Source organism: Bradymonas sediminis (assembly GCF_003258315.1).
Lineage (GTDB): Bacteria > Myxococcota_A > Bradymonadia > Bradymonadales > Bradymonadaceae > Bradymonas > Bradymonas sediminis.
In genome coordinates, this window is record NZ_CP030032.1 from 1,922,641 (window position 1) to 1,947,442 (window position 24,802).

The 24,802-nt window shown below is 61.5% G+C and carries 19 protein-coding genes; 10 read left to right on the forward strand and 9 right to left on the reverse strand.

Going from position 1 to position 24,802, the window contains the following annotated elements; all coding sequences use genetic code 11:
* The first annotated feature begins 28 nt into the window (after nucleotides 1–28).
* Together DN745_RS07200 and DN745_RS07205 are read left to right on the forward strand one after the other, a co-directional pair.
* Nucleotides 29–1,003 carry a ribose-phosphate diphosphokinase gene (locus DN745_RS07200; protein ID WP_111333391.1) on the forward strand — a complete coding sequence of 325 codons (975 nt, stop codon included), beginning with the start codon at nucleotides 29–31 and terminating at the stop codon, nucleotides 1,001–1,003.
* A 215-nt stretch (nucleotides 1,004–1,218) separates the two neighbouring features.
* The gene (locus DN745_RS07205) at nucleotides 1,219–5,697 is read left to right on the forward strand and encodes a hypothetical protein (RefSeq protein ID WP_133622075.1); all 4,479 of its coding nucleotides are present in this window, start codon (nucleotides 1,219–1,221) and stop codon (nucleotides 5,695–5,697) included.
* A 25-nt stretch (nucleotides 5,698–5,722) separates the two neighbouring features.
* On the opposite strand, the gene DN745_RS07210 is transcribed toward DN745_RS07205, so the two are convergent.
* Together DN745_RS07210 and DN745_RS07215 are read right to left on the reverse strand one after the other, a co-directional pair.
* The gene (locus DN745_RS07210; protein WP_111333395.1) at nucleotides 5,723–6,577 is read right to left on the reverse strand and encodes an Ig-like domain-containing domain; all 855 of its coding nucleotides are present in this window, start codon (nucleotides 6,575–6,577) and stop codon (nucleotides 5,723–5,725) included.
* Between the two features lie 15 nt (nucleotides 6,578–6,592).
* Nucleotides 6,593–8,047, reverse strand: a complete 1,455-nt coding sequence (locus DN745_RS07215) for an MATE family efflux transporter (RefSeq protein WP_162687525.1) — start codon at nucleotides 8,045–8,047, stop codon at nucleotides 6,593–6,595.
* Between the two features lie 359 nt (nucleotides 8,048–8,406).
* Here DN745_RS07215 and DN745_RS07220 point away from each other — a divergent pair, with 359 nt between their 5' ends.
* The 3 genes from DN745_RS07220 to DN745_RS07230 all read left to right on the forward strand — a co-directional run bounded on the left by DN745_RS07220 (nucleotide 8,407) and on the right by DN745_RS07230 (nucleotide 10,499).
* On the forward strand, nucleotides 8,407–9,201 hold the full coding sequence (locus DN745_RS07220) for an OmpA family protein (protein ID WP_162687526.1): 795 nt from the start codon (nucleotides 8,407–8,409) through the stop codon (nucleotides 9,199–9,201).
* A 172-nt stretch (nucleotides 9,202–9,373) separates the two neighbouring features.
* Nucleotides 9,374–10,159: a tetratricopeptide repeat protein gene (locus DN745_RS07225; RefSeq protein ID WP_162687527.1), complete on the forward strand. Its 786-nt coding sequence runs from the start codon at nucleotides 9,374–9,376 to the stop codon at nucleotides 10,157–10,159.
* A 49-nt stretch (nucleotides 10,160–10,208) separates the two neighbouring features.
* Nucleotides 10,209–10,499, forward strand: coding sequence for a hypothetical protein (locus tag DN745_RS07230; RefSeq protein ID WP_111333403.1), 291 nt, complete (start codon nucleotides 10,209–10,211; stop codon nucleotides 10,497–10,499).
* A gap of 98 nt (nucleotides 10,500–10,597) precedes the next feature.
* Here the strand turns inward: DN745_RS07230 and DN745_RS07235 are convergent, their stop codons facing one another.
* From DN745_RS07235 to DN745_RS07255, 5 genes are all read right to left on the reverse strand, one after another.
* Nucleotides 10,598–11,614 carry a DUF6483 family protein gene (locus DN745_RS07235; RefSeq protein WP_111333405.1) on the reverse strand — a complete coding sequence of 339 codons (1,017 nt, stop codon included), beginning with the start codon at nucleotides 11,612–11,614 and terminating at the stop codon, nucleotides 10,598–10,600.
* Between the two features lie 81 nt (nucleotides 11,615–11,695).
* Nucleotides 11,696–12,274 carry an FHA domain-containing protein gene (locus tag DN745_RS07240; protein WP_111333407.1) on the reverse strand — a complete coding sequence of 193 codons (579 nt, stop codon included), beginning with the start codon at nucleotides 12,272–12,274 and terminating at the stop codon, nucleotides 11,696–11,698.
* 6 nt (nucleotides 12,275–12,280) lie between these two features.
* Nucleotides 12,281–13,033: a hypothetical protein gene (locus DN745_RS07245; RefSeq protein WP_111333409.1), complete on the reverse strand. Its 753-nt coding sequence runs from the start codon at nucleotides 13,031–13,033 to the stop codon at nucleotides 12,281–12,283.
* Entirely contained in the window at nucleotides 13,030–13,812 is a 783-nt protein-coding gene (locus DN745_RS07250; protein WP_111333411.1) for an inositol monophosphatase family protein, read from the reverse strand. Before DN745_RS07250 ends, DN745_RS07245 begins: the two co-directional genes overlap by 4 nt.
* 133 nt (nucleotides 13,813–13,945) lie before the next feature.
* Nucleotides 13,946–15,145, reverse strand: a complete 1,200-nt coding sequence (locus DN745_RS07255; RefSeq protein WP_111333413.1) for a serine hydrolase domain-containing protein — start codon at nucleotides 15,143–15,145, stop codon at nucleotides 13,946–13,948.
* Between the two features lie 245 nt (nucleotides 15,146–15,390).
* Between DN745_RS07255 and serS the strand changes: the two genes are divergently transcribed.
* The 5 genes from serS (at nucleotide 15,391) to DN745_RS07280 (ending at nucleotide 21,446) form a co-directional block, all read left to right on the forward strand.
* Nucleotides 15,391–16,668: a serine--tRNA ligase gene (gene serS, locus DN745_RS07260; protein ID WP_111333414.1), complete on the forward strand. Its 1,278-nt coding sequence runs from the start codon at nucleotides 15,391–15,393 to the stop codon at nucleotides 16,666–16,668.
* Between the two features lie 39 nt (nucleotides 16,669–16,707).
* Complete coding sequence (ruvX, locus tag DN745_RS07265) at nucleotides 16,708–17,181, forward strand: Holliday junction resolvase RuvX (protein WP_111333416.1); 474 nt, start codon at nucleotides 16,708–16,710, stop codon at nucleotides 17,179–17,181.
* Between the two features lie 37 nt (nucleotides 17,182–17,218).
* On the forward strand, nucleotides 17,219–18,325 hold the full coding sequence (gene mltG / locus DN745_RS07270; protein ID WP_111333418.1) for an endolytic transglycosylase MltG: 1,107 nt from the start codon (nucleotides 17,219–17,221) through the stop codon (nucleotides 18,323–18,325).
* A 75-nt stretch (nucleotides 18,326–18,400) separates the two neighbouring features.
* Nucleotides 18,401–20,020, forward strand: coding sequence for a sigma-54 interaction domain-containing protein (locus DN745_RS07275; protein ID WP_111333420.1), 1,620 nt, complete (start codon nucleotides 18,401–18,403; stop codon nucleotides 20,018–20,020).
* Between the two features lie 76 nt (nucleotides 20,021–20,096).
* Nucleotides 20,097–21,446, forward strand: a complete 1,350-nt coding sequence (locus tag DN745_RS07280) for a BamA/TamA family outer membrane protein (protein ID WP_111333422.1) — start codon at nucleotides 20,097–20,099, stop codon at nucleotides 21,444–21,446.
* An 85-nt stretch (nucleotides 21,447–21,531) separates the two neighbouring features.
* Here DN745_RS07280 and DN745_RS07285 read toward each other — a convergent pair whose 3' ends face one another.
* Nucleotides 21,532–23,838, reverse strand: coding sequence for a transglycosylase SLT domain-containing protein (locus DN745_RS07285; RefSeq protein ID WP_111333424.1), 2,307 nt, complete (start codon nucleotides 23,836–23,838; stop codon nucleotides 21,532–21,534).
* Between the two features lie 53 nt (nucleotides 23,839–23,891).
* Nucleotides 23,892–24,719 (reverse strand): hypothetical protein, encoded by an 828-nt coding sequence (locus DN745_RS07290; protein WP_111333426.1) that lies wholly within the window; start codon nucleotides 24,717–24,719, stop codon nucleotides 23,892–23,894.
* Between the last annotated feature and the right edge of the window lie 83 nt (nucleotides 24,720–24,802).

Sequence of the window (24,802 nt, forward strand, 5' to 3'; positions counted from 1 at the left end):
GAATTCTTTTCATCGAAGCGAGCGACTTATGAAGATTTTTTCGGGAAGCAGTCACCCAGTATTCGCCAACGCGATATGCGACTATCTCGGCCTCGAGCTCGCTAAGAGCCACACGGTGACGTTCAGCAACGAGAACTTGCTGGTCCAAATCGACGAGAATGTGCGCGGCGGGGATGTCTTCGTCGTGCAGACCTCGTGTCCGCCGGTGCATACGCACCTGGTCGAGACGCTGATCATGATCGACGCCTTGCGTTCGGCGTCGGCCAGTCGAATCACGGCCGTGATTCCCTACTTCCCCTATATCCGAAGCGACAAAAAAGACCGCCCGCGCATCAGTATTGCGGCGCGGCTGATGGCGGATCTGTTTGAGACCGCCGGCGCCGACCGCGTGCTGACGATGGACCTGCACACCGCGCAATCCCAGGGCTTCTTCCGCATGCCGTGTGACCAATTGCAGGGCGCCGGGCCGCTGTCGGAGCGGCTGCGCGAGGAGCGCGAGGACAACTGGGTCCTGGTCGCCGCCGACGCCGGTGAGGCGAAGGACGTGGGGCGTTTTGCCAACCTGCTCGACCTGCCGATGGCCATTATCGACAAGCGCCGCGATGGCGATGACGATCGGGCTCGCGCGGTCAACCTGATCGGCGACGTGAAGGGACGCGTGGCGGTTGTCATCGACGACGAAATCGCCAGCGGCGGCACGCTCATCGAAGCGGCGACTTTCCTGAAGCAGCACGGCGCAACCAAAGTGATGGCGGCGGCGACCCACCCGGTATTTAGCTCCAACGCGGTTCAGCGCATCAACAACGCGCCCATCGACAAGGTCCTGGTCACCGATACGATTCCGCTGCCGACCGACGTCACCAGCGATAAGATCGAAGTGGTCTCGGTCGCGCCGATGTTCGCCGAGGCGATCGCGCGCATCCGCACCGGCACCTCCATCAGCGGTATCTTTGAGCCGGATATCGTGCGTGAGATTCTTAAAAAGGGTCATATCGCAGATTGAGCAGCGCGCGAGCGCTGAGATAAAGACGCCAGGGCGAAAGCCCCGGATGGAAGCCGCGATTGGATCTTTTTTAGATCCGATCGCGGCTTTTGTCGTTTCTATTTTCGAGGAGTTGATTGACGCGATCGCTTCTTTGTTGTCAAACTTACGCGCAGGCCCTCACAGTATAATATTTTAACAATTTTGAGCGAGTCGTGATGCCTTTGATCCAATCGATGAATTCTAAGCGTATCGGTGTGTTTTCTCGTCGCTGGGCGGCAATGGCGCTGAGCGCCGCGCTCCTCTTGCTGGCGTTCAACGTGCATGCCCAGCAGGGCGCGTCGCAAGCGGCGCCCGCGATTCCCGACGCCCTGAATTCATGGGTTGGCTGGGCCACCCACGGGGAGAACGACCTTAATTGCCCACGTGGGACCTCGGGCGAGAGGACCTGTGTGTGGCCTGGGGATCTTTCGCTCGATGCCAACCCACGAGGCGCTCAATTCTCGATGCGCGTCTGGCTTGCTGCGCCCGCGTTGGTTCGACTTCCGGGGGACGCGAGCCGCTGGCCGCAAGATGTCCAGGTGGGGGGAGGCCTGGCGATGGTCCAGGAGCAGGGCGGTTATCCGGCTATTCGACTCCCCGCCGGTGAGCACCGGATTGCGGGCGATTTTGAGTGGCGAGCGCTGCCCGAATTGATGCCTATTCCGGCCGAAGTTGGCCAGATTTCGCTGTCCATCGACGGGACTTCGGTCCCGCGCCCGCAGCTCGACGCCCAGGGGCGCCTCTGGATGAATCGCAACGCCAGCGCCGCCGGTGTCGCCGAGACCGATAGCGCCCGGGCGTCGATCTATCGGCGCATCGACGACGGCGTGCCGCTCACCATCACCACGCGCATTTCGCTCAATGTGTCGGGTAAGGCGCGAAAGATTCAGCTCGGCAAGATATTACTGCCGCAGAGCCGCGCCACCGACATCAAAAGCGCGTTGCCGGTTCAGCTCGACTCCACCGGCAATGCTTCGGTGTATAGTCGGCCGGGCACCCAAGAGATCATCGTGACCGCCGTGATTAGTGCCGATGTCGCCGAACTCTCCGCGCCCACGCCGGGGCCCGATTTTTACGACCCCCAGGAAGTCTGGATATGGATTCCCAATGAGGTCTCGCGCTCGGTTGAGCTCGACGGCCTGAGCCTGGTCGACCCGAACCGCACCTCCTTGCCCGCCGACTGGCACGGCCATCGCACCTTCCTTGCCGAACCGGGGCAGAAGCTCAGCCTTCAGGTCGTGCGTCGCGGCGTGGTCGAAACACCGAACTCGATTCATCTTCACCGGCGCATCTGGCTGGACACCGACGGGCAGGGGCTCAGCATTCGCGACGACCTCTCGGGCACCCTCTCGCAGGATTGGCGCCTCGACTACGCCGGCAGCGCGAAGCTCGGGCATCTTCAGAGCAGCGACGGAACCGGCGGAGTGTTGATCACCGAGAACCCCGACAACGGCTTGCGCGGCGTCGAGATCCGCCAGGCCAAATTTGATATCCAGGCAGACCTTCGCCAGGAAGACTTCTCGGCCACGATGCCCGCGCTTGGTTGGAATCATGATGTTCAGCGGCTCAGCGCCGAGCTATTTTTACCCCCGGGCTGGACGCTCGTAAGCGCCCAGGGGGTCGACGATGTCTCGGGGACCTGGTGGGACTCCTGGACGCTGTGGGACTTCTTTTTTGTGCTGATGGTGGCCCTGAGCATCGGAAAGTTGCTGGGGTGGCGCTGGGTCCCGCTGGTGATCCTGGCGCTTGTGTTGAGCCACGGTCACTCCGGCGCGCCGACCTGGCTTTGGTTCCATCTGATCGCCACGCTCGCCCTGATGCGCGTGCTCCCCGATGGGTGGTGGCGCCGAGGCGTCTATATCTGGCGCGCGGTCGCGCTGTTGGCGCTATTCGGGGTCCTCGCGAGCTTCGTTCACCGCCAGGTGCGCGCCGGGCTCTACCCGCAAATCGACCCGGATGCCTTTCGGACGGGGACGGCGACTTCCTTCGCTCCGATGGGAGGGATGAGCGCCCCTTCGTCGGCGATCTCCGAAAAGGCGGCCTTTGATTATGTCGAGGAAATGGCGCCGGTCGAAGATGAGGATGGGTCGGCGGGCTCCGCCGGCCTGGTCAAAAAGAGGGGGAAAGCGGACGTATCGAACCTCTCAAAACTTGGCTCTTATTCGGACTATCGCCAGTTGAATCAGGTGGACCCGAAGGCGGTCGTGCAAACCGGGCCAGGGCTGCCGACCTGGACATGGAATCAATGGTCACTTCAGTGGAGCGGACCGGTGCACAAGGACCATGAGATGCGCCTGTGGTTGCTGTCGCCGACCGTGAATCGTGGGCTGACTTTCGTGCGAAGTTTGCTGCTCATCCTGCTGGCGCTGCTGATGTTGCGCGGCGCCGAGACTACCTGGCGAAAGCACGATGATGGCGATGCAAAAGAGCCGGGGGAGGGCGATATGAAGAAGCCCAGTTTTTGGAAGCCGCTAATGAATAGTTCGCTGGTGCTCCTGGCGCTCGGCGCGGCGCTCGGGGTGCCCTCTCCCGCGCATGCGCAGGTCACTTCAGAGGCCTCAAACGCGTCAGCGACGCCGGGCTCGACCATTCCCAGCGATGCGCTACTCGAGGAGCTGCGCGAGCGGGTGCTCGCCGCAAATAATTGCGATGGGCAATGCGTCGTCGTCAGCCGGGCTGATTTCGAAGTCAACGGTCTGGCGGTCAAAATCAGCGCTGAGGTACACGCCCAAAAAGACGCGGCCTGGCACCTGCCGGGGCCGGCCGACATGCTGCAAATCGAGTCCGTGCTGCTTAATGGAAAGTTGACGCATCAACTTCGGCGAAGCGCCGACGGCCTAACCCTGCTGCGCATCCCACAGGGAACACATCGGGTCGAGGTCAACGCGACGTTGCCGAATGTGAACGTCGCGACCATTCAATTTAGCCCGCAGACCCGCCCTAAATTCGTGAAATTTGCCAGTACGGATTGGACGGTCGACGGCGTCAACGCAAACGGTGTGCCCGAAAATTCGCTTCAATGGACCCGGAGCCGGGACTCTGATGCCGCCGAGGAGAACACGAGCGCCGCGGCGGAGAGCACCACCGCGCCGCCCTGGTATCAGGTCGACCGGCGCATCGCGCTTGGGTTACCCTGGAAAGTTTACACATCAGTGACGCGCCGAGACACCACGCGCCCCCAGATGGTGAGCATCCCGCTGCTGACCGGCGAAAAGGTGATAAGCGACGGGTTTCGCGTCGATAAGGGCGAGATTCTGGTGAATTTTGAGCGTGGCGTGGCGAATATCGTCTTCACCAGCGAATTGCCGATTCAGGAGAAGATTGAGCTGGTCGCGCCTGTCGAGAAACCCTGGACTGAAACCTGGATGCTTCAATGCAGCCGCATCTGGGCCTGCGAGACCTCGGGATTGCCGCCGGTGTCGCTGGTCAGCGAGGGCGGTGACGCCGAGGGCGCCAGCATCGCCCAGCCCACCTGGAAGCCGTGGCCGGGCGAGACGCTGAGCATCCAGGTCACCCGGCCGGTGGGCGCCGACGGGCAATCTTCGACCGTCGAGAATGTCGACTATACCGTGACCCCCGGGCAGCGCCTGATGGAGGCGACCCTGAGCCTCACGATTCGCGCCTCACAGGGCGGATGGCAGGTCGTAACGTTGCCCGAGGGCGCGACCCTGCAGACCGCGAGCATCGACGGCGAGGAGCAGAGCCTGCGCTTGAGCGAGCAAAAGGTGAGCCTGCCGCTTCGCCCCGGCAAGCATGTCTATCTTCTGGAGTGGCAACAGCCCTGGGAGCGCGGATTCGCCGAGCGCGTGCCGCAGATCGACATCGGCAGCGAGGCGGTCAACGTGAATATCAATATCCAGCGCGGCCAGCAGCGCTGGCTCCTCTGGGCGACAGGACCCGCCTGGGGGCCCGCTATCATGTTCTGGACACACCTGGTCATCCTGCTGATTCTCGGGTTCTTATTGAGCCGATTGCGCGGCTTGCCGCTCAAGACCCCGGAGTGGTTTCTCTTGCTCCTTGGCCTATCGCAACTTCCCTATATCGCGTTGATACCGATCGTTTCGTGGTTTGTGTTTTTGACGCTGCGCGAGAAGAAGCCGGAGGAGAATTGGGGGCTGTTTAACCTCACTCAGCTTGCCCTGATCTTTTTGACCCTGATCGCCACGGGCACCCTATACGGAGCGATTCATATCAACCTCTTGCTCGACATCGATATGCAGGTGCGCGGGGCAGATTCGACCGATTATCTGCTCAAATGGTATGTCGACCGAAGCGGCGCCAAGCTCGCGACGCCCGCTATTTTCTCGCTCCCAATTCTAGTCTGGCGGGTGCTGATGTTGGTGTGGGCGCTGTGGCTGGTGAGTCGCCTGCTGAGCTGGATTCCCTGGGGATGGCGCGCGTATAGCTCCGGCGGGCTGTGGCGCTCGAACCCGAACCCGCGTCGCGGACCGAAAGGTCCGGGCCCGGTCGATGCTGCGCCGCCCGTTGCTCAGGCCAGCAATGCTCAGCCGCCTGCCGGCGCGCCCGACGCTGGCGAAGCCGAGGAAGAGAATGATCGCGGCGAGAATGGCGTCGTGTCTTCGGCCAAGGTTGAGGCCCGCGACACAGGCGTGCCGGGAGAGTCGCAAGAGGCGGGAAAGGTTGAACCCCCAAAGGATAATAAAGAGAGCTAGGATAAGCGCTGCGTCCGAGGCGTGCTCAGCGCCGCGCGCCTCGGGCGATCCATCCTTCGATTGTGAGCAAATCTTCGCGTGAGAGTTGCTCGGCGTCCGCGGACCAGGGCGGCGGTTGCGGCGTGTACTTCAGGTCCGGATAATCCCAAAGAATCTTTCGCATCAGATAGGACCCGGCGGGGTTGCCCGGCTGGACCAGGTAGAGGTCGGTCTGCGTGGAGCTTGCGCCGCGAAGGGACTCGTAGGTGAGCGGGTTTAGGCGCCAGGCGGGGTCGCGATGGCAGCTCGCGCAGGAGGCGTCAAAGATGGCGTTGACCGCCGGCCACTCGGCGTCTGGCAGCGCGCGCGTCTGCTCCGCATCGACCTCCGAGGCATGGTCGCTCGCCGGGACGAACACCCGCTTATCGGCGTCGCCGCCCGCCCGTTGCAAAAACGGCGCGCCGGTCGCGCTCTTGAGTGAATCGTTGATCGTTAGTCGGTAGATAAGCCCGCGCTCAAGGGTCGAATTTGGCCGCCAGACCACCGTCTTATCGCTCATGCGATAGAAGGCGCGCCCGCCGGTCCGAATCCCCCCGGAGCTGAGCGTCGCGAAGTTATAGGACTTGAAAGAGTCCTCATCCAGATAGTCATTGAAGGTGAAGGCGAAGGTGGGGCGCGCGTCTACGGTTCCATAATCTGGAGAGGTGCCCACGACTTGAAGCCAGCGGTCGGCCGGCCCGGGCACTTCGATCGGCTCGCCCTCGGAGTCAACGAGCGCTTCCGGCTCGATCGGGACACACGCGCCGGCAAGGCTCAGCAACGCGATGAGGGCTAACCCTCCGCGCAGCGAGCGCTGGGATTGCTTCGAGGGGTTAGCCGACATCGCGCGCAATAAACTCATGAAAGATAGTCCCAATTAGACGACGATTTTCTTCCACTTAGCTTCCCAGAATTTCCAGGCCATCGCCACTCCCAATAGCACCACATATGCGGTGGCCGACAGCCAGACGCCGATAAACCCGAGGTCCAAGACCACCGAGAAGAGGTAGGCGAGCGGGACCAGACACACGGCGTGGAGCACGAGCTCGGCGACCATGACGAATTTTGTATTGCCCGCGCCAAAGAGCGCTTGCATCAGGATAAGCGCCATCGCGATGAACATCTCGAGCGAGGCCATGATGCGCATGCCGGGGACCGCCGCTTCGATGACGATCGGGTCGTTGCTCAGAAGGCCAAGCAGCGCCTCGGGGAAGATGAGGATGATGGCCCCGAGCGCCCCGAAGAAATACATGCCCAACTTCACCGAGTCCCACCCGTAGGCTTCGGCCTCGTCGAAGTCTCGCTTGCCCATCGACTTCGACACCAGCGTCGCGGTGGCCTGGCCGAAGGCGATGCAGGTCACGAACCCGATGCTCAACAGGTCGATAATAAGCTTCGCCGCGGTGGAGTAGATGGGAGGGCGGCTTCCAAGCAGCGGGTTCGCCCAATTCACCGAGAAGATGCGCCCGGCATAATTGCTCGAGTGCGTGATCGAATTATGCACCGAAGCGGCGACTTGCCCGACCTCGCCGGCGTAGAATGTGCTGTGGTTGAGCGCCTCCATCACCGCGCGCTCGTCGAGCAGGGCGATGATTTTGAGGAACATCATGACGCCGAGCATCACGAAGATCTGGGCGATGCCGCTGGGGAGGCTGAGCTTGAGCAACTGCCAGATAAGCGACGGGCGGAAGTTGGAGAGGCGGTAGGCGCGGAATTTGCCGCGGAATTCGCCGTGGAAGGTCCAGCCGATCATGATAGCCAGGCCGACGCCGGTGGCCAGCACACTCGAGATGGCCGCGCCGGTGACATACATCGCGGGGACGGGGCCCGCGCCGTAGACGAAGATAAAGTTCAGGCCAATATTGACCGCGTTCATGATCAGGCAGGCGTACATATGCACGCGCGTGCGCCCAAGGCCGTCGAACATTCCCTTATAAGTTGTGGTGACGACCATGCCGACGATGCCCAGGATTCGAATCTGGGCGTAGGGAATGCCCAGGGCGAGCACCGACTCGTTGGAGGTGAGAAACGCGAAGAGTGAGGGGACTGTGTACCAGCCAATGACGGTGAAGAGCAGGGATGAAACGATCGCTAAAATGACGCCATTTGCCAGCACCGTGCCGACTTGTTCGGGGCGATTCTCGCCGGCACGCCGGGCGACCATGGCCTGGGTTCCCACGCCAATGGCGGCCAAGAAACCGCCGATACACCAGAAGATGGGGAGGCTAAACCCGAGGGCTGCCTGGCCGGGAATCGAATAGCTCGGGTCAAGATTACCCACGAAGACGGTGTCAATGACGTTGACGCCGGTCTGGGTGAGCATCGCGATCATGATCGGGGCTGCGAGCGCGACGATTTGTCGGGACCGCTTTATATTGATGCCGAAGGCGCTCATATATCTTACCAGCTTTTGTTCTGAGTTTTACCACGTGAGTCGTGGTGTCGGCGCGGGCGAATGTCGCGAGACGCGAAACTTCGCCGCCTCAAAGGCTCTGGGTTCTAGGTGAGGGCAACACTTTGTGCAACGCCATTTTTGATTTAGATTGCATCCCCAACTTTTATGCATCATAGTTCGCCGCCACAAATGGACGATGCCTTGACGTTATGCAATCCGTTAAACTAACGTCCATCCCGTCAAACGTCCGATTTAGTTGGTTTTTTTTAAGTTTCTTTATAGAGGCGAGACTAGTGATGAAATTGAAACAATCCGTGTTGAAATATGGCTTCCTCCTTCTGACCGCACTTCTTTTCCTTCAGATCGGTTGCGGCCCGGATTATCCTAAATGTGAAACCGATGACCATTGCATCGACAGTGAGCAAGGACAATCGGAAGACCGACTTTATTGCGTCAACGGCCTGTGCCAGCAGTGCCGCACCGACGAGAGCTGCGGTGATCCGTCGCTGGAATGTAACGCCGGTGTCTGCGAGCAGATCATCGGATATTGCGCCTCGGTGAGCGATTGCCCCGGCAACCAAAAATGCCGCGATAACCGCTGTGGTTCGGAGTGTCTGTCCAACGACGAGTGCTCGGGAGACCAGATCTGTGACGGCGGAAACTGCGTCGCCAAGCCGGAATGCTCCAGCAACGGCGACTGCGCCGACGGCCAGAACTGCGACAACGGTCAGTGTGTCGCGGCTCCCGTGGCGACCTGCCAGTTGGAGACCGTTTATTTCGACTATGACGCCTCGGCGATCAAATCGAACGAGCGCAACACCCTCAACGCCAACGCGCAGTGCATCAAAGACGAGAACCTCTCGGTCGAAGTCGTCGGGAACGCCGACGAGCGTGGCACCACCGAGTATAATATCGCCCTGGGCGAGCGTCGCGCCAACAGCGTCAAAGCCTATCTGAAGCGCCTCGGGGTCAACAGCAACTCCGTGGACACCATCTCCTACGGTGACCAGCGTCTCGTGCGCCAGTGCGGCGAGCAGGGCGCAGAGAGCTGCCACCAGCAGAACCGCCGCGTTGAGTTCAACGTGCGATAAGTTTGACGGATAAGGCGTTTTCGCGCTAACACCGGGCCCGGCGCAATCTTCTGCGCCGGGCTTTTTTGCGCGTATATTAGTGCAATGCTTCTTTCCATCCCCAATTAAATGTCGCGTTCAGGCGAAGATGATGAAAAACAAAAGTGTCGCATCACGGTATGGATCGCTGATTTTGCTCACGGTTTCGCTGGTGCTGTCGGGCTGTGTGCCGATGTGGACCGGCGATGAGATGCGCGAGGATATCGCGGCCATTCAGGCCGAGCAGCAGGCCAGCAAAGAGAGCTTTGGCGCTGAGCGAGAGCGCATGACCGAGATGATCGCCTCGGCCCGCAAAGACGTCAGCGAGCTCAAGGAGATTCTGGGCGAGGCGCGGGCGCTCTTGCAGCGAAATAACGCCGACCTTGGCGTCGAAGTTCAGAATAACCGCCAGGACCTCAGCAAGCTTAACGGCACGATTGAGGAGCTTGAGTTCAAGATTAAACGGCTTGAGCAAGATCTGGAGCTCTTCAAAGAGGACGTCGATATTCGCTTTGAAGACGGCGGCGCAGGCTCGAGCTTGCCGACCGAGGCCGAGCCGCTCTTTCAGCATGGCCAGAAGGCCTACGACGCGAATCGGTTTCGCGACGCGCGCAACGCCTTCGAGCAATATCTGAAGTCCTACGCCTCGGGCAAACACGCCGCCGACGCCCAATATCTGCTTGGCATGAGCTATTATCGCGAGAGCCAGTGGGTGACCTCGGTCTTCGAATTCCAAAAAGTCGTCAAGAATCACGAGCGCTCCGCGCGGGTTGCGGACGCCTCCTATCATATCGGGGTCGCGCTGATGAAGATGGGGCGCTGCAAGCAGGCAGGGGCCTGGTTCGATCTGTTGGTCGATGAATACGCTAGCTCCAAATGGGTGGGTCAGGCGCGCCAGCACAAGGCCGACATCAAAGCCGGCAAGTGTAGCGAGTCCTAAACCTGGGCCTCGCCGCCCGCTATCTGAGCATTTCGCAGGGAATACGCGCATGGCAGTAGAAGATTTTGAGGTTAAAAAGAGTCATATTTTGATGGTGGTCGTCCTGGGTGTTCTATTCGGCATCGGCCAATACGAATGCAATGATTGGAAGGCACGGACCGCCCACGAGGCCGAAGAAGCCCAGGCCATCGAAGCAGCACAGGAAGCCGAAGAAGATCGGCTGGAGGAAGAGCAGAGAAGGCGCGAGGCGGCCGATGAAGCGCAGCCGTCAAGCGACGCAGGCAGCGCAAAGAGCGCGCCGGACGCCGGCGAGGCTGCGGCGGATGCCTCGGCCGAATAAATGATCAAAAAAGGCCCGTCGCGCGGCATCAATGCCGGCGCGACGGGCCTTAAAGGCGCCACCCTCAGGCAAATTTGCCCAGGGTGGCTTTTTTGTGCTTAGTTTGCGGCCGGAGCGGGTGCGGGCTCGGGCAAGCCGCCCATCTTCTCGATGATGGCGAGCAGGTCGTTGCGTCCCTCTTCGACCTCTTCGCGCGGAAGGTTGCCTTCGGCGAGGCGCTCGTCAGCCTGCTTGCGCACGCTGTCGTAGAATCCGAGGCCGCGGCGCAGGATATCGACGTGGTTCGAGCTGACCTCGAGGCCTTTCCAGAGCGCGTCTTCGGCGTCGGCGAAGTAGCCAAGCTGCTCGTTGTACGAGATCAGGTTGATCTGGCTGACGACATAGATGGGGAGGACGTCTTTGCCGAGTCCCTCGTAGGCGGCTTCGGCCAGCTTCTCGGCCTTCTTTCCCCACTCAAGCGCCAGCTCGTGCTGACCGGCTTCGAATTGCATCACGCTGAGGCGCTGTGCGGTCTGGGCAGCCTGCGGAAGGCCGCGCTGCTCGCCGCCTTCGGCGAGTTCGTTGACCAGGTCGATGGACTTCTCCATCTGCGCGGCCGAGGCTTCGAAGTCTTCGCCGCGCGCGTAAAGCAGCGACATATTCTGGTACGCACCGAGCGCCAGGGCGTCGATGGTCTTCTCGCCTTCGCCGCGCAGCTCTTCGATGAGGGCGACGGATTTGCGTCCCAGCTCAAGCGCCTCCTCGATCTCGTCGGCGGCGGCGAGCACGCTGGAGAGGTTGAGGTGGGTCGCGGCGGAGTTGGCGCGGAATTCGACGCCGGCTTCGCGCAGTTGCTCGCAGATCTCAATCGAGCGCTCGTGGTATTCGCGCGATTTGGCGACGTCATTCTTGCGCTGATTAAGCACGCCGAGCTCGTTATAGAGCTGCGCGCGCAATCGCAGCGCGCCTTCTTGCTCTTCTTCGGTGCGCACGGCGTCGGGCGACATGTCGAGCAATGCTTCGACCTCGCCGAATACCTGCTCAGCCGCGGCAGTATTTCCTTGTCGAAGCGCTTCGCTCCCGCGTTTGGCGAGTTCTTGGGCGCTGGCGAGTTCACGGTTTTGCCATTCAGTCATAATTCGTTCGTATGAGGTAAGGGTATGATAAAGTTAAAGAAAATGGAGTGTATAAGTTTAGCGGTTGACGCGATTTTGCTCTCAGCGAAAGCGGGCCTTTAGCCAGACATGAAACTCGACATTGCCGAAGCGCACCGAGTCACCGTTTTGCAGTTGGTGCGGTCGGTCAATGCGGGTGTGATTCACGAAAGTGCCGTTGGTGCTCGCCGAGTCCTGCAGAAAAACCTTCGCGTTTCGGCAGATGACCAGGGCGTGATTCCAAGAAATCGCGGCGCGCTCGATGACGATATCATTATTGTGGCCGGCGCCAAGGGTATTATCGCCCTGGTGCAAGCCGAAGCGACGCGAGGGCGATTCGGGGTCGTAGAGATAGCCAAAAAGCGTGTCATCGGTGACCTCGGGCTTGGCCGGCAACATAAACGTCGGGTTGCCTTCTTCCGGGCTGCGCCCAGGGCGCCCGGGGGAGGTCTGGAAGACGGCGTTGGAGCGCTCAAAGATCGGCTCAACCTTGGTGGCTAATCCGCTTCCGCAACCACCGCAAAACGCGACGTCCTTGCCGAAGGCCAGATCGCAGGGCGCGCAGCGGCGAATCGGATCTCCGCAGAACGCGCAAAAATGCGCGTCATCTGGGATCTCAAGTGTGCAATTTGGACACTTCATCGCGAATCATTCGCAGTTGGGAAGGGCATCAAAGCCAAGCGCCTTCAAATTGAAAGGGGCTGACTGGCCCGGGGTTTCCTTTGAGCCGTTCACGGAGATGCGGGCGATAATTTCATCGTCGACCCCCACCGTTGTCCGCACGGGTTTGGCTCCCTCGCCGTCGACCCCTGTGAATCTGCCACATCCGACGTTCCAATTAAAGACGTGGAGCACACATTGGCCTCCAGGGGTGGTGGAGATGCCGCTGGCGCCCCCGCCGCCGATGCCGGCGATCGCGACGCCGCAGTCGGTCGCGGCGCTTCCATCCCAGCCGCAGATCTCGACTTTGATGGATTGAGTATCCCCCTCGCGGTCGATGATCAGATAGGGGATGGCGAGGCTGTCGCCGTCGCGCTCGAGCTCTGCGCGACCCGACTGTGTGGGCTCGTCGTTGCCGGCGTCATCGCCAGCATCGGCGCCGGCGTCCGAAGCGCCCGCGTCTAGCGAGTCACCCGCGTCGCCGGGCTCACCGGCGTCGACCTCTCCGGAGTCAGCTTCGAGCACGTCTTCGGAGAGCGCCTGCGACGTCGTAGTGCGAAAGTCGCAGCGGTCGTCGGCGTTGCTAAGACCGCCCACGAGCACGATGCGGGCGTCCTGATTGCCGACTTCGCGGTCGTCCGCGCAGCCCGAGACGCTCAAAGCCGCGCAGGCCAGGGCGAGCGCGCAGAGGGAAGCGGTGGTGCGAATGATTGTCTTCGAATCGCCTGCAGAATGGCTCATATATTTAATCGCTTGCTCATAGATTCGTGGATATGTGCGTTGGTGGCCAAAATGGTCGGCTCGAACGCGGTATACGGCTCCAGCTTGATCTCGCTGACGCGCCCGCCGGCCTCTTCAACCAGAAGATAGCCCGCCCCGGTATCCCAGGGGCTCAGGCCGAACTCCCAAAAGCCGTCGAGGCGTCCGGCGGCGACATAGGCGAGGTCCAGGGCGGCGGAGCCAAAGCGGCGCACCGCGCGTGCTTCTCGGCTGAGGCGCACGAAATTATCGAGGTTATCGGACATGCCCTCGGGAGTCTTGGGGCGAAAGCCGGTGACCAGCACCGAGTCGTCGATGCGCGTGCGCCGGCTGACCTGCATCGTCTGCCCGTTGAGCAGCGCGCCCGCGCCGCGCTGTGCGCTGAATAACTCATCGCGATAGGGGTCGTAGACGACGCCGGCCTGGGTCTCGCCGTTTTCTTGCAGCGCGATGGACACACACGACATCGGCACTCCGCAGGTGAAGTTCAGGGTGCCGTCGATCGGGTCGACCAACCAGCGTCGCCCCTTCGAGAGTCCTTCAACACCCCCAAATTCCTCGCCGAGGATCTCGTCGGCGGGAAAGATGGTCTTCAACTCACCGGTGATAAAGACCTCAACGGCGCGGTCGATTTCGGTCACGACATCGGCGCCATTTTTGGCGAAGACCTCGATTTCGCCGCGGCTCGCGCGCAAGATCATTTTGCCGGCCTGGCGAGCCAGGGCCTCGGCGCAGCGTTGTTCGAGCGAATATTTAGCCATGGAGCGCTCCCGAACACTTTTGATGATGGAGTGGGTGATATTTTAGCGCAACAAATTCAAAACGACGCGCCTGCATACATACGCCGAAGAGATAGTCGTGCGCGGCATTAAGCGTCAAGTGCGCAACGTATATTCAACCCGGCAAGATGGCCTCGTGAAACCCGACGCGCAAGGCTTTGATGCGCGGGTTTTCGCGGCTGGGATAGACCCGATTGGTGAGCAAGATGGCGATGAGACCGAGGTCGCGCTCGATCCAGATTGAGGTGCCCGTAAAGCCCAGGTGGCCGACCGTATTTCCGCGCCGAAAGCCCTCGCCGGCGCTGGTCTTCTCGCCGCTCGGCGTATCCCAGCCGCCCAGGTGGTGGCCGGGGGTGGCGGTCGCGCCGGCGCTGCGTGCTCGCTCCGAGAGACAAAAACGCAGGGTTTCGCGCCCGATGATTCCGGGGACGTCAGTGATTCCCTGGTCGATTTCGAGCAGATGCCGGCAGAATTTGAGCAGGTCGCGCGCGGTGCTAAAGACGCCGGCGTGACCCGCGACGCCGCCAATGATCTCGGTATTCTCGTCGTGCACCGTGCCGATGACCAGGCGCTCGCGCAGCGCGCAGTCCTCGGTGGCCGCTGCGTTTTGCAGGGGGCGGTCGCCGTCTTCGAGAGAAATATAGCGCGTATGCGTCATACCCAGGGGCGCAAAAATGCGCGTATTCGCCAGGGCATGAAGGCGCTGGCCGAAGATCTTCTCGAGGATATGGCCGAGCAATAGATAGCCGAGGTCCGAATAGCAATGACGGGTGCCCGGGGCGGCTTCGAGCGGCGTGTTGGCGATGCTCGCCATGATGGTGGCGCGGGTGTTTTGGGCGACCTCCGGGGTCGGGTCGAGCGGAAAGCGAAGATAAAATCGGTCCCAGGCCGGAAGCCCCGATGAGTGGCTTAGCAGGTGCAAGAGTGTCGCGGCTTCGCGAGCAGCGTCATGCTCCGAGGGCTCGGCCACGTGCGCCCATTCGGGCAGGTGGCGTGAGATGGGATCATCAAACGCGGCCAGCCCTGCGTCGACCGCCTGCATCAACAGGGTCGCGGTGACCAGGGGCTTGGTCAGGCTCGCGATATCCATCGGCGTGTCGAAATTCATCCGCGTATCTATTGTGCCGCCGGTCGCGGGAAGATATCGATGCCCCAGCGCCTCATCGAGCAGCAGTTCGCCATTTTGCCACGCGATGGCCTGGATGGCCGAGGCGACGCGGGTGTCGCCGATGTCTGCGCGGCGCACGGCGACCGCGTCTTTGAGCGTCTGGCGCGCGCGCTCGATATTCGAGTTGTGGGTCTTCGGCTGGGTCATGGTCGAGGCATCGGCGTTTGGGTTGAGGTTGTGGGCCGGCGCGTGCGCGTCGGGTGGTGAACGCTCGGAATCGCGGCCCGAAGTCCGAATTATATAGCATAAAAGAAGCGCTTTTCATGTGCGGGTGGATTGCCATGTTTTTTACCTCTTGCTAAGACCCCATGCTGTGTCCTTTGGGGGCGATCTGGTTCGCCCCACCTGCCGATGATGATCTCGGGAACCCAAATTACCTCGGAGCCTTTGAAATGCTGGATATCAATTTTATTCGCGAAAACGCCGACAAAGTCCAAAAGGGCGCTCAAGATAAGTGCTTTGACGTCGATATCCCCCGTTTGCTTGAGCTCGACGACCGCCGTCGTGAGCTGATCCAGGAGAACGAAGCGGTGCGCGCGCGTCGCAACGAAGTCGCCTCCGCGATTCCGAAGGCCTCCAACGAAGAGCGTCCGGCGCTGATCGCCGAGGGCCGCGAGCTCAAGGACCGGCTCCAGGAGCTCGACGAGACCCTCAACGCGGTCAAAGAAGAGTATGACAAGAAGCTGCTGTTGATTCCGAACGTGGCGCTGGACGAAGTGCCGATCGGAAAGACCGACGACGATAACGTCGAGCTGCGCAAATACCTCGAGCCGACCCAATTCGACTTCGAGCCGCGCGACCACGAGGAGCTCGGCGAGCTGCTCGATATCATCGACAAAAAACGCGCGATCAAATTTGCGGGCGCGCGCTCCTATCTGCTCAAGGGCGCTGGCGCCATGCTCGAGATGGCCGTGATGCGACTGGCCATGGACCTGATGGTCGAGGCGGGCTTCACGCCGGTCATCGGACCGGTGATGGTCAACGAGAGCGCGATGACCGGGTCGGGCTTCTTCCCCTACGGGCGTGAAGATACCTACCACCTTGAGCGCGACGACAAATGGCTGGTCGGCACCAGCGAGGTCTACCTGGTGAACGTGCACGCAGATGAGATCCTCGAGCTCAGCGATCTTCCGAAGCTCTATAGCGGGTATTCGCCATGCTTCCGCCGCGAGGCTGGCAGCGCCGGCGCCGACACCCGCGGCATCTACCGCGTCCACCAATTCACCAAGGTCGAGCAGGTCGCGATTATCCCGGCCGACAAAGAGAAGTCGCGCGAGGTCCATGATATGCTCATGGGCAACTCGGAGCGTCTGATGCAGATGCTCGAGCTGCCGCACCGCGTGGCGGCTGCGTGCACCGGTGAGATCGGGCTCGGCCAGGTGCTCAAGCATGAGCTTGAGACCTGGATGCCGTCGCGAAATCGCTACTCGGAGACCCACTCCTGCTCAAGCCTCTATGACTACCAGGCGCGCCGCGCGGGCATCCGCTACCGCGACGAGGACGGCACCATTAAATACGCCTACACCCTCAATAACACCCTGGCGGCGAGCCCGCGCATTCTGATTCCGATCCTTGAGAATTACCAGAATGAGGACGGCTCGGTCCGCATTCCCAAGGCGCTCCAGCCCTATATGTACGGCATGGAAGTCATCGAAGTGCCGAAGAAATAATTCGGCGCGCCGATTCCAACCTTTGAAGAGAGGCAGACGATGAGTTCCGACGAAGAGAACGCGTCCAACAAATCAGCAGGGCCGTTTCTGGGGTTGGATATCGGCGACAGGCGCATCGGCGTGGCCCGGGCAGACGGGGCCACGCGCATCGCGATTCCGGCCGAGACGGTCGAGGCCGGGCGCGGCGCGCGCGCTGCGCAATATATCGCGGGTCTGGTGGCCGAGCAGGGCTGCCAGACCATCGTCGTGGGGTGGCCGCTGACCCTCGAGGGCGAAGAAGGGCGCGCGGTCCAAAAGGTCCAGCGCTTCATCGACCGCTTGATGCCGGCCATCGCCGCGGAGAAGGGCGATGACGCCAATCTGCCCGAGGTGATACGCTGGGATGAGCGCATGACCACGACGGCGGCCGAGAGCTTTTTGATCGGCGCGGATGTCTCGCGAAGCCGGCGAAAAAAGGTCGTCGACCAGATCGCCGCGACTCACATTCTTCAGGGTTATATCGATTCGCTTTGAAGGTTTGACACGCGCGAACCTCTAGAACCAGTTGGCGATGGCAAAATCCAAAAAAAATAAGCTCAATCCTCGCCTGGCCCAGCCCGCCGGGCGCGACCGCGCGATGATCGCGCTGCGCGTCTGCGCGGTCATCCTCGGCCTGGTGATCATCGTGCTGGGCGCGGTTTATGCGCACTACCAATCCTATATTCAGAAGCCGGTGCTCGCCGAGGGGGCGACCAAAACTCTGGTCATTCCACCGGATAGCGCATGGCCGCGGGTGGTCCAGATCCTGGAGGCCGAGCATTTGATTCGGCGGCCGACCTATTTTGAGTTCTGGGCGCGCCGCCGCCAACTTCCGGCGCAGGTTAAGGCCGGCAGCTACGAGTTGAGCGGGCCGATTGGCCTGGACGAATTGGCGGACGCGCTGCGGGAGGGCGGGCGCTTCGACGAGACGACGGTGACCTTCCCGGAGGGGCTGACGATCTTCCACCTGGCCGACCGCGTTGACCGCCTCGGGCTTGTCGACCGCGCGTCATTCCTGAGGGCCGCGCGTGACGAGGTGGCGCTGGCGCGCGCCGGCATCGACGGCGAGAGCTTTGAGGGCTACCTCTTCCCGGACACCTACCGTTTTCGCAAGGGGACGCCGGCCGAGGAGATCATCGACCGGCTGCACCAGCGCTGGGTTGTGATGTGGGAGGCGCTCAGCGCCGAGCACGCCGAGTCGATGGCCGCGCTCACCGAGCAATACGAGTTTGACCGGCGCGATTTTATCACCCTCGCCAGCCTCATTCAGCGCGAGACGAACCTCGCCAGCGAGAGCGACGTCATCGCGCGGGTGTTTCTCAACCGCATCGACCGCGGCATGCGCCTGCAGACCGACCCGACCTGCGTCTATGGGGAGAAGACCTACAAAGAAATCCCGCGCCCCAAATATTGCAAAGACCCGATGAACCGCTACTCGACCTATGTCATCTCGGGGCTGCCGCCCGGGCCAATCGCCAACCCCGGAAAGGTCAGCATCGCCGCGGCGCTCAATCCGAGCCACGACGAGGAAGCCAAAAAGTATCTCTTCTTCGTGGCGCGTCGGGACGGCAGTCGCGGGCACCATTTCACCAAGACCTTCGCGGCCCACAAACGGGCGATCCGGCGCTATCTGCGATGACATTTGCGGCAAATCGCGCTATCAAGTTGGTGTGACGATTTGACACTGTGTTCCCCGAAATTGATAGCTCCTGCCATGATCGATTGGAACCGCCTGATATCGGACCCGGTGCTCCAAAGCCTGGGGGCTCTATTGCGCGAACAATTTGGGGTGTGGGTGGGCGTCGTCGACGCCTTCGGCAAGACGTATCCGGCCGGTGACGCGGGCGTTGAGCCCTTCAATCGCCCCGTCTGCGTGCGCTTTTGCTCGAAGGCGGTCACGCTCGAAAGGCGCGCGACGTCCGGCGACGCCGAGCCCAAGACTTCGACGTGCGCGCGGTCGAATCGGCGGTGGAATGAGCAGGCAACGCCGGGGCTCGATGATGTCGCTACCCACTGCCACGCCGGGCTCTCCGCGATGGTCATCGCCTTCGACGAGGACGCCGGGGCCGCTCGCTCGACCCACCAAAACACGCCGCCCGCCGGGCGCGCCTGCCTCTATATCTCGGGCTACGTTCACACCGAGCACGCCTACGAGCGGCTCGGCAATATTCGGGCGTTGCTCAAAGCCAACCAGTTGGCGCCGGAGACCGAAGCCGCGACCGACGCGATGATGGATACGATTCCGCGGCTCGACCGGCGCGAGCGTGAGTTTATGCGGGGTGTCGCCGGGCAATTTGTCGCCCGCGCGCGACGTCTTCTGGGCGAGGATGAGGGCGATGGCGCTGCGGCCAAGATCCGCGTGCCGGGCACCAATTATTATGGGATGATCGGGTCGAGTCGGCCGGTGCTGCATCTTTTTGACACGATATCGATGGTCGCGCACAGCAACTCAACGATCCTTATTCAGGGCGAAAACGGCACCGGTAAGGAGCTGATCGCGCGCGCGCTGCACGCCGAGAGTCCCCGGCGCGACCGACCATTCGTGGCGCTAAACTGCGCCGCGGTCGCCAGTGATCTGATCGCCAGCGAGCTCTTCGGGCATAAGCGCGGCGCGTTCTCCGGGGCGCATCGCGACCGGGACGGCCTGGTCGAGGAGGCCAACGGGGGGACGCTCTTTCTCGACGAGATCGGCGATATGGAGCTGCATCTTCAGGTGAAATTGCTGCGCTTTTTGCAGGAGGGCACCTTCATCCCCGTCGGAGGGAGTCAGGAGCGAAAGGTCAATGTGCGGGTCTTGTGCGCGACCAACCAGGACCTTGAGGCGCTGGTGCGCGAGGGTAAATTCCGAAAAGATCTCTTCTTTCGGGTCAACGTAATCAACCTGGTGTCGCCGCCGCTGCGCGCGCGAAAGGGCGATATCGAGGTGTTGGCCAACCACTTCTTGAGCAGCGCGTCGAAGCGGCATCACCGGCCGCAGAAATCCCTGAGCGCGGCAGCGATGCAACAACTTCGCGCCCACGCGTGGCCGGGCAATGTGCGCGAATTGGAGAATGAGATCGAGCGCCTGGTCATCCTATCTGGCGAGGACGAGGTCATCGGTGCGCAGCTTTTGTCCGAGCGGATTTCGCCCACCGAGGACGATGAGGAATTCGGTGACTTCGACGGCATGCAGATGCCCGATGCGGTGGAGCGCCTGGAGCGAGCGATGATGCTCAAGACTCTGCGCGAGACCGGGTGGAATAAGTCCGAGACCGCGCGCATCCTGGGCGTGAGTCGGCGCAATCTGATCCGAAAGGTCGCAAGATTCAAGCTCGAGGGCGACCTTGAGGATTGACGATGGTTTAACCGTAGGTCGGAGTTTATTGGGGCGGTCTAGAGGTGCGTTATCTGCGCTTATTTGTAGCGCAATAATGCTCTGGGTCAGCCTGCCCGTAGTTCAGGCCGAGGAGAACACGGCAACGCTTGGGGGTATAGAAGAGGTCGTCGCACCAACCTATTGCGTCAAAGCAATCGACTTCCTCGGCCTGGAGCGCACCAAACAAGCGATTCTCCACGGGGAGTTGGCCAGCGCGGGCGTTCGGGTGGGCAAGGCGGCGTCGCCCGAGGCGATCGAAGCCGGCGTGCAAAAGATTCGAAATCTGGGCGTCTTCCGCGAGGTGCTATACGACACGTTTGAGGTTGTCCGCGAGGAACTGCAGGCGGAGCAAGATGCACCGGCGGTTGCCGGCTGTGCGGGACATCCCGCGGCGCGCCTCACGATTCAACTCGACGAAAAATGGACGGCGCTCCCGCTCTTTAGTTTTTCGCGCGGCGGCGGCACCTACCGGCTCATCCTCGGAGCCTACGACGTCAATTTTCTGGGGCGCTATATCAACCTTGGCGCGCAATACGAGCGCCTCGGCGATACCAACTCCTTTTTCACCTGGATCTCGCCGCAGCGACTCCTTGGGCGCGACCTCATTCCTGCGCTGAGCCTGGGCAGTCGCAATCGCGTATATCGCCTCTATGACCCTGACGGGACGGTCGCCGGCGGATTCCTGCTGAACCGATTCTCGGTGACTGGTTCGCTGCTTAAGGAGTGGAGCGATTGGTTCCGCACCAGCGTCAGCCTGCGCTTTGAAGACGACGACTTCTCCCTCGACCTTCTGAGTGAGCAGGCGCGCGAGGCACAGATCGCGCGGGGCCTCCCCGACTCCAGCCAGGCGCTCCTCGTCGGGGCGATCGTCACGGTGGGTCGGCTCAATCGAAACAACTTTCTGGTCGACGGGCAATCGCTCACCCTCGGCGTGAACCACGGCAACGAACACCTTGGCTCGACCGACGCCTATCGCGATCTGCTGCTCGGTTATCGGTATTTTAAAAGCCTGCCACTAAAGTCGACCATTGGCTTCAGATTGGCGGGCGGTTTTGCCTCCACCGACGCCGTGCATCGACGCTTCTTTTTGGGCGGTCTCGACGCCATTCGCGGCTTCGCCTCGGACCGATTCAACGGAAATAATTATTGGCTAAGCTCCGTGGAGTTTCGGATTCCGTCGGTCGATACGCGCTGGTTTGTGCTCCAACACATCTTCTTTGTCGACGCCGCGGGCGTCTCCGAGTCCGTCGGCGACCTGGCGAAATTGTCGGGGGCGAGCGCAGGAACGGGGATACGGATCATCGTGCCGAAGATCCAGGACTTCGTCGTGCGCATTGATTATGCGTTCCCGCTCTACGATGTCGCGGCGAATCCGTTGGGGTTTGGCGGGGGGCAGTATTTCTGATTGTTTTGAGGTGTGCGGGAAAAACAAAACGCCCCGGAGGTGACCGAGCCTGGTCACCTCCGGAGCGTTTTCGCGCCACCGAGACTTATGGTGCGTTGAGCACCGACGGGTCCAACTCGCGAATGCCGCGTAGCCATTGGTAGGCGGCGTAGCTGCCGATGACGCGTTTGGTATAGTTGCGGGTCTGGTCGTAGGGGATGTCCTCGACCCACAGGGCGATGTCGGAGGTGCGTTTGCGCTTGATCCAGCCGCTGACCGCGCCGCCGCCGGCGTTATAGGCCGCGGCGATGAGCACGGGTTGGTTGTCGAAGCGCTTGGCCAGGGAGTTAAGGTGGTCGACGCCGACGCGGATATTGACCAAGGAGGTCTTGAGGTTTTCGAGGTTTGAGCCGCCGGGGATGTCGTCATCGTGGGCGCCCGCGGTGCGCGGCATGAGCTGCATCAGGCCCAGCGCCCCGGCATAGGACTCGATATCTTCGATAAAGCTGGACTCCTCGCGCATGATGGCGGCGGGTAGGGCGGGTTCGACCAGTACGCCCGGCGACGCCTGGCGGCGCTCGGCGACGATGGCGCGCAGGATGTCGCGGCCAAAGGGGTTTGGCCAGGCGATGCGCCAGCGCACGGTGCGCCCGGTCTCGGGCTCAGCCCAGGGGCGCCCGACGATCTTTCGGCGCGCGATATTATGGCTCGACGGGTAGCGCCCGGCGAGGTGCTCCAAAAGGCCGAGGCGCCAATAATCAGTGTCGCTGGTTTCTTTTTGAGCGGTGTTCGCCGCGCGCTTTTGGCGCGCGCGCTCGACGTCTGCGGCCATACCGTACAGCTTGAGGTTGGCGAGCTTGGCGCCGGCGGAGTTTGCCCACTGCGGGTCGAGGAACCAGTCGACGACTTGCATCTTCGCGCCGGCGTCGATGGAGGCGGGCACCGCCTTGGCTTGAACGAGACGCTCGCGCGCCAGGTACCCGTAAAAACTAAAGGGATAGCTCGCCCAGGTCTCCTGCCAGATGCTCTCGGCCTTGTTGCGTTCGCCGAGCTGTGCGTGCGCGTGGCCCTTGAAATATTTGAGGCGGCCCTGGCTGAAATAATTCGGATCGAAATCCGGCATCTTCAGCTCCCCGAGCATCTTCAAAAATGTCGAATACTCGCCTTTTCGAAACGCGTCTTCGGTGTATTCCCACACGATCTCGTGGAGCATATCGCCGTCGGGGTATTTCTCCAGGGCGAGCTCGACGTAATTCTTCTCGGTCGCGCTATCGTTTTGTTTGCGGGCGATGCGCGCCAGATAGAGCAGGGCGTCGTCGGCGTGGGTGCGGGTCGGATATTCGCTGGCGATGGTGGCGAAATGATCTTTTGAGGTGTCGAATTTGCTGCGCCAAAACTGCATATTGCCGGCGGCGTAGAGCGAGCGGATGCGCTCGTCTTCGTTCTTCGGGTCTGTGCATGTCTTGATGATATTTTCGTAGATGCCGATCGCCTCGGTGCGCCGCTTGAGCCGGTAGACGGTGCGCCCGTGGCGAAATTGCGCCTTGCAGCGCGCGACCGGGTCGAGCTTGGCAAGATCCACGGTCTCGAGCTCGGCCAGCGCGTTCTTAAAGCGCACTGCGCCGAACCAGCGGTCGGCTCGGGCCAGGCGCATCGCGGCGGGCGGGTCGAGCTTTAGTTTAGTGAACTTCGCGTCGACCTCATCGGGCAGGCAATGCCCGTAGACCAACTCCTGTAGCGCGCCAGCACCCGGCTTGGCGGCGTGTGTCACGACCTCGGCCGACGCCCACATGCAGGCTTCCCTGGCGGCCGACCCGGTCAGCGCCGTGGTGAGGGTTTCGGCGGCCGGAAGGCCCTCGTTAAGCAGCGCTTCGATCTTTGCTTCCACAAGATCTGAACCCGCGAAGCCCTGCTTAAGCGCGTCGCCCTGGCGGATGCGCGCTAAGATGTCGGTCGGTGGGTTTGGCGCACGAACGAGGTTTTGCGCGGCCTTATAGTGAAGATAGGGGGCGAGGTTATCGGCGATTTTGGCGGCCTTCAGATAGGCGAGGCCAGCGCGGCTATAGGCTTCGCTGGTCTCCCACGCGTTCGCGCCAAGAACCAAAAGGTCGACCTGTCCGGGCCACACCTGCGCATCCTCGCCGGGTGCGCGAAGGCGCTCGGAGCGTTCGCTTAAAAGCTGCGCTGCCTTCTCCCAATTTTCTGCCGCCATAACATGGTGGCCCTGGGCGTATTCATTCGCCGCCTGCTCGCAGAGCGTGCGACCGGTGGGCGACTGCGTCAGGCAAAAGCCGGCCGGCAGCGCCTCGGCGACCAGGCCGTCGTCCAGCGACGAGGTTTGGGCGAAGGCGGTCGCCGGCAGCAAGAGCATCGCGGCGCAGATGGGCAGAATTTTCACGAAATTCGAAGGCATGGTGTTCTCGTCGAGGATTCAAATGGAGCGCGGCGAGCCTATGGCGCGGCGGCTTAGAATAAGAGGCCGTTGACGCGCCAGCCCAGCCCGATCTGTAGGATATGCATATTTACGTCGAAGGTCTCGACGTCGCCGTTAAAGTCAGAGACATGCCAGCGATACAGAAGATGAATCCAGGGCGCGTAGCCGACGTCGGCGTTTGTGATGGGGATATTAAGACCAACCCCGACCGAGACAAATGGGGCGAGTTTGCCCTGTGATTCACCGCCTTTCGCCTCGGAGGGCTCGACGATTGAGTATTCGGCGCCAAAGCCAATCTCGGCGTGCAATGAGGCGAGAGTATAGGCGAGGCGGCTATTGCCCAAAAGCAGCAGGTAGCCCGGGTGAATCCCCAGGTAGCCGCCCACGCTATGGTTTTGCATCAGCGGCGAGTGTGTGAGTTGCCCGGCGCTATTTCGTCTGTCGCCGGCGGCTCTATTCGGCGTGAGGTGGTCGTAGCGATAGGCCACCCGAAAGTCGCCCAGGAGCGCCGGGAACGCGTGGCGCATGCCCGCGTCGATATTCCAGCCCGAATACTCGCTATTGCTCGACAGGCTTAGCCCGCCGCGCGCCGAGTATTCGTAAAACGAGCCGTTATATTGCTTGCTATAATCGCGCTCGGCGCCGAGCTCGGCGTCGGTCTCGATCTTAATCTCTTGGTCGGGATCAAAGGGCTGATGCGGCTTTGATTCCTCGACGGTGATGGGCTTGGAGAGTTCGCCCTGGTCGGCGTTCTCTTGAGCCGCCACGCCTTGGGCGCCGAGCAATAGCGCGGCGAAAAACGAGAGGGTTGCTGCAGATTTTGCGAGCAAAGCGGGTTGTCGATCAATCATAAAATTCATGCACAACTCATATATCGTGAAGTACTTCGCCGCAAAGACCGTTGGCCACGCGAGTTTAGCGAAGTTAGCGCGCGCGGCAACTG